This window comes from Kitasatospora sp. NPDC059571, from assembly GCF_042735675.1.
Lineage (GTDB): Bacteria > Actinomycetota > Actinomycetes > Streptomycetales > Streptomycetaceae > Kitasatospora.
This window is the reverse complement of the sequence record NZ_JBHWBW010000588.1, coordinates 1-4,269: the sequence shown is the minus strand read 5'-3', so window position 1 is coordinate 4,269 and position 4,269 is coordinate 1. Positions and strand designations below refer to the sequence as shown.

The 4,269-nt window shown below is 72.2% G+C and carries 4 protein-coding genes and 1 pseudogene; all 5 read left to right on the top strand.

From position 1 onward, the window contains the following. Positions 1-739, top strand: a pseudogene (locus ACFV0G_RS36080) (DNA polymerase III subunit gamma and tau); the annotation flags it as partial. 123 nt (positions 740-862) lie between these two features. After that, the gene (locus ACFV0G_RS36075; RefSeq protein ID WP_380557052.1) at positions 863-1,174 is read left to right on the top strand and encodes a YbaB/EbfC family nucleoid-associated protein; all 312 of its coding nucleotides are present in this window, start codon (positions 863-865) and stop codon (positions 1,172-1,174) included. A gap of 259 nt (positions 1,175-1,433) precedes the next feature. Beyond that, positions 1,434-2,033 (top strand): recombination mediator RecR, encoded by a 600-nt coding sequence (gene recR, locus ACFV0G_RS36070; RefSeq protein ID WP_380557051.1) that lies wholly within the window; start codon positions 1,434-1,436, stop codon positions 2,031-2,033. Then, positions 2,026-2,667, top strand: coding sequence for a DUF5063 domain-containing protein (locus ACFV0G_RS36065; protein ID WP_380557049.1), 642 nt, complete (start codon positions 2,026-2,028; stop codon positions 2,665-2,667). Before recR ends, ACFV0G_RS36065 begins: the two co-directional genes overlap by 8 nt. A 238-nt stretch (positions 2,668-2,905) precedes the next feature. Then, the gene (locus ACFV0G_RS36060; protein WP_380557047.1) at positions 2,906-4,186 is read left to right on the top strand and encodes an aspartate kinase; all 1,281 of its coding nucleotides are present in this window, start codon (positions 2,906-2,908) and stop codon (positions 4,184-4,186) included. The last annotated feature ends 83 nt before the right edge of the window (positions 4,187-4,269 follow it).

Below are 4,269 nucleotides of genomic sequence, written 5' to 3'. Positions count from 1 at the left end.
GGCCCGGAGCGCCCCCGCGGTGCCCGCCGCCGCTCCGGCCCCGGCGCCCGCTGCGCCGGCCCCCGTGCCGGCCGCGGCGCCCGCCCCGGCCTCGGCCCAGCCCTCGGCCGCCGCCCAGCAGGGTGCGGCCCAGGTCCGGCAGATGTGGCCGCAGATCCTGGAGGCAGTGAAGAACCGCCGCCGCTTCACCTGGATCCTGCTGAGCCAGAACGGCCAGGTCGCTGGCTTCGACGGCAGTGTGCTCCAGGTGTCGTTCGTGAACGCCGGGGCCCGGGACAGCTTCGTGGGCAGCCACAGTGACGAGGTGCTCCGCCAGGCGCTGGCCGACGCGCTCGGGGTGGACTGGCGGGTGGAGTGCATCATCGACCCGTCCGGCGGTTCGGCCGCCCCGTCCGGTCCGCCCGCGGGCGGCGGCGGTGGCGGTTGGGGCACCGCTCCGGCGCGCCCCGCGCCCGCGGCCCCGCCGGCCCACCAGGCACCGGCCCCGGTGCCGGCGCCCGCCGCGCAGCCGTCCGCCGGTCAGCCCGTCGCGCCGCCGCAGCCCGGTCCGGCCGCGCAGAGCGCGCCGCCCGCCGCGCCCGCGCCGTACCGGGCGCCGCAGCCCGCGCCGGTCGCGCCCGAGGACGACGTGCCCGAGGACGACGACCCGGATCTGACCGAGGAGGCCTTCTCCGGTCAGGAGCTGATCATCCGTGAGCTGGGTGCGACGGTGCTGGAGGAGATCCACCACAACACCTGACACCGCCGCCGGGTGCCGTCTCCGGGGCCCGGCGCAGCGGTCCGCCGGGCCGCGTAGGCTCGGTGGCGACGTCGACGTCGTACAGGCAGGAGAAGTGCCGTGTTCCCTGGTGGCCAGCCCAACATGCAGCAGCTGCTCAAGCAGGCGCAGAAGATGCAGGAGGAGCTCGGCCGGGCTCAGAAGGAGCTGGCCGAGACCAAGGTGAGCGGTTCGGCGGGCGGTGGCCTGGTCGAGGCGACGGTGACCGGTGCGGGCGAGCTGGTGGCGCTGACCATCGCGCCGGCCGCGGTGGACCCGGAGGACACCGAGACCCTCGCCGACCTGGTGCTCGCCGCCGTCCGGGACGCCAGCGCGGCCGCCCAGAAGCTCCAGGCGGAGCGGATGGGCCCGCTCACCCAGGGCCTCGGCGGCGGCATCCCCGGCCTCCCGTTCTGACCCCGGCCGCCCGTTCCGGGCGGCTGCCGCACGCCGTCGCGGCCGGTGGTACGTGCCGATGAGCGGCCGGATCGGCGGCGGGATGCCGGGCCGGACGTGCGACGGGCGGTGCCCGGCCGGCCGGGGTGCGGCAGATGTGCGCTGTGTGATTTATGAGTGAGTCGGGCGTCGGACGGTGTGTCCGGCGCCCGATTCGTTGGATGATGGCACCGGAGCGACGGCCACCGGGCCGTGGCCCCGGCCGAGGGAAGGCGTGACGTTGTACGAGGGCGTGGTTCAGGACCTGATCGACGAGCTGGGCAGGCTGCCCGGCGTCGGGCCCAAGAGCGCGCAGCGGATCGCCTTCCACGTTCTGCAGGCCGATCCGGTCGACGTCCGCCGGCTGGCGCATGCGCTGATGCAGGTCAAGGAGAAGGTCCGGTTCTGCGTGGTCTGCGGCAACGTCGCGGAGTCCGAGCAGTGCCGGGTCTGCCTCGACCCGCGGCGCGACCTCACGGTGATCTGCGTGGTCGAGGAGCCGAAGGACGTGGTGGCGATCGAGCGGACGCGGGAGTTCCGCGGCCGCTACCACGTGCTGGGCGGCGCGATCAGCCCGATCGAGGGTGTCGGCCCGGACGACCTGCGGATCCGCGAGCTGATGACCAGGCTCGCCGACGGCACGGTCACCGAGCTGATCCTGGCCACCGACCCCAACCTGGAGGGGGAGGCGACCGCGACCTATCTGGCCCGGCTGTGCAAGCCGATGGGCCTGAAGGTGACCCGGCTGGCGAGCGGTCTGCCCGTCGGCGGGGACCTGGAGTACGCCGACGAGGTCACCCTCGGCCGGGCCTTCGAAGGGAGACGACTGCTCGATGTCTGACCACAGCGACACCACCCACACCCGGGAGCCCGACGACTTCGCCGTGCAGATCGCCGACTCGGTGGAGAGCTTCGTGCTCGCCGTCACCGAGGTCGCCAAGGGCGACGAGCCGGGCAGCGCGATCTCGCTGCTGCTGCTGGAGGTCTCGCAGCTGCTGCTGGCGGGCGGGCGCCTCGGGGCGATCGAGGACGTGCTGCCGGAGGACCGCTTCGAGCCGGACACCGGCCCGGAGCCGGACGGCGTCGAGCTGCGCGAGCGGCTGGCCGTGCTGCTGGCCCCGATCGACGTGTACCACGAGGTCTTCGACCCGTACGGGCCGCCGGAGAAGCCGAGCGCGTTCCGGATCTCGGACGACCTGGCCGGGGTGGTGGCCGAGCTGCGGCACGGGCTGGTGCACTACCGGGAGGGCCGGGTCAGCGAGGCGCTGTGGTGGTGGCAGTTCTCGTACCTGTCCAACTGGGGCTCGACCTGCACCGCGGTGCTGCGGGCGCTGCAGTCGCTGATCGCGCACGTCCGGCTGGACAGCCCGATCGGTGCGGCGGTGGACGGTGCGGACACCGATGACGACGGCCTCACGGACGAGCAGCTGGAGCAGCAGGCGGGCGACCTGATGGCCGCCGAGCTGGGACTGTGACGAAGTCGTCGGCCGCAGCCGCCTGACGTGAAATCCGGGACCGGGCACGGCCCGGTTCCGGATTTTCTTGTGCCCGCCCGCCGTTCGCCCGCAGACCTGCCCGTTCCGGATGTTCACCAGTCGATACCGCCGTCTCATCATGCGGAAGCCGCCGGTGGGGGCGTTCGTGCTGGATAGACTGGCCGCGACCGCAGAAGGGGGCCACCACCCCCCACACGACACAAGTCGAGGAGCGCACGTGGGCCTTGTCGTGCAGAAGTACGGCGGCTCATCCGTAGCGGATGCCGAGGGCATCAAGCGCGTCGCCCGACGGATCGTGGACACCAGGAAGGCCGGCCATGAGGTCGTCGTCGTGGTGTCCGCGATGGGAGACACGACGGACGAGCTCATCGAACTCGCGGAACAGGTGACCCCTATTCCGTCCGGCCGTGAGTTCGACATGCTGCTGACCGCTGGAGAGCGCATCTCCATGGCGCTGCTGGCCATGGCGATCAAAACGCTGGGCTTCGACGCCCAGTCCTTCACGGGCAGCCAGGCCGGTGTCATCACCGACTCCACCCACAACCGGGCGCGCATCATCGACGTGACGCCGGGCCGGATCCGCAACGCCCTGGACGAGGGCAACATCGCGATCGTGGCCGGCTTCCAGGGTGTGTCGCAGGTCTCCAAGGACATCACCACGCTGGGCCGCGGCGGCTCGGACACCACGGCCGTCGCCCTGGCGGCCGCGCTGGGCGCCGAGGTCTGCGAGATCTACACCGACGTGGACGGCGTGTTCACCGCCGACCCGCGCGTGGTGAAGAAGGCCCGCAAGATCGACTGGATCGCCTTCGAGGACATGCTGGAACTGGCCTCGTCCGGCTCCAAGGTGCTCCTCGACCGCTGTGTCGAGTACGCGCGCCGCTACAACATCCCGATCCACGTCCGCTCGTCGTTCTCCGGTCTGCCGGGGACTATCGTGAGCAGCGACAACCCCAACAAGCCCGAAGGGGGCGAGATGGAGCAGGCCATCATCTCCGGAGTCGCCCACGACACGTCCGAGGCCAAGATCACGGTCGTCGGCGTGCCGGACAAGCCGGGCGAGGCGGCCCGGATCTTCCGCGCGATCGCGGACTCCGAGGTCAACATCGACATGGTGGTGCAGAACGTCTCCACCGCGTCGACCGGTCTGACCGACATCTCCTTCACCCTGCCGAAGACCGACGGCCAGAAGGCCATCGACGCGCTCGGCCGGGTCAAGGACGGCATCGGCTACGAGTCGCTGCGCTACGACGACGCGATCGGCAAGCTGTCCCTGGTCGGCGCCGGCATGCGCTCCAACCCGGGCGTCACCGCGACGTTCTTCGAGGCGCTCTCGGAGGCCGGGGTCAACATCGAGCTGATCTCCACCTCGGAGATCCGCATCTCGGTGGTCACCCGTGCCGAGGACATCCCGGAGGCCGTGCGCGCCGTGCACACCGCGTTCGGGCTGGACACCGACACCGACGAGGCCGTGGTCTACGGCGGCACCGGCCGCTGAACCGCTGCGAACGGGCCGGGCACCCCGCCCCGGGGGCCCGCCCCGGCCGTCCCGCACCGGCCCCGTGGGACCCATTAAACCCC

What these genes read in the sequence shown, in the direction of transcription:
- ACFV0G_RS36065 (WP_380557049.1), top strand. Translation starts at nt 2,026, where the DNA reads ATGTCTGACCACAGCGACACCACCCACACCCGGGAGCCCGACGACTTC.
- ACFV0G_RS36075 (WP_380557052.1), top strand. Translation starts at nt 863, where the DNA reads ATGCAGCAGCTGCTCAAGCAGGCGCAGAAGATGCAGGAGGAGCTCGGC.